Source organism: Chromobacterium piscinae (assembly GCF_021129175.1).
In the GTDB taxonomy this organism is placed as follows: Bacteria; Pseudomonadota; Gammaproteobacteria; order Burkholderiales; family Chromobacteriaceae; genus Chromobacterium; species Chromobacterium piscinae.
Map to the genome: position 1 here is coordinate 1 of NZ_JAJOHV010000150.1, position 785 is coordinate 785.

The following is a 785-nucleotide window of genomic DNA, read 5'->3' on the forward strand; positions in this document are numbered from 1 at the left end:
ATCCTCCTGCTGGCTGCGCGTCGCCATGCCGTCGGCCGGCGCCGGCTGGGGCCACCAGTTCATCCCGCGCATCGGCCAGGAAGTGCTGGTCGACTTCATCGAAGGCGACATCGACCGGCCGGTGATCACCGGCGTGTTGTACAACGGCAGCCACCCGACGCCCGACTTCAGCGGCGCCGGCAGCCTGCCCGCCAACAAGACCCTGTCCGGCATCAAGAGCAAAGAACACCAGGGCGGCGGCTACAACGAGCTGCTGTTCGACGACACCCCCGGCGAAGTGCGCGCCAAGCTGTCCAGCGAAGCGGGCAAGACCCAGCTCAACCAGGGCTACCTCGCCCACCCGCGCAGCAACGGCAAGGCCCAGCCGCGCGGCGACGGCTTCGAGCTGCGCACCGACCACCACGGCGCCATCCGCGCCGCCCACGGTCTGCTGCTGTCCACCGAGGCGCAGAACGGCGCGTCCGGTAAACAGCTGGCGCGCGAACACGCGCAGAGCCAGCTCGACGCCGCGCTCTCGCTGTCGCAAGCCTTGGCCGAAACCGCCACCGGCCAGCTGGCCGACACCATGGAAACCGGGCCCGACGAAATCGGCCCGGACAACGCCAAAGCCGGCAAGAAAACCGACGGCCACCTGCAACACCACGCCGACGCGCTGAAAGCCTGGGAAGCGGGATCGAACACCGACAAAGACAGCAAGACGGCGAAAGACCAATCCGGTCAACAACCGCTGCTGATCCTATCCGGCCCAGCTGGCATCGCCAGCCTGACCGAGCAAAGCCAAACCG

General features: G+C 67.9%; 1 protein-coding gene. It reads left to right on the plus strand.

Going from position 1 to position 785, the window contains the following annotated elements; all coding sequences use genetic code 11:
• Positions 1–785 (plus strand): type VI secretion system Vgr family protein (locus tag LQR33_RS23455; RefSeq protein ID WP_231470656.1); only part of this gene is annotated, 785 nt, incomplete at both ends.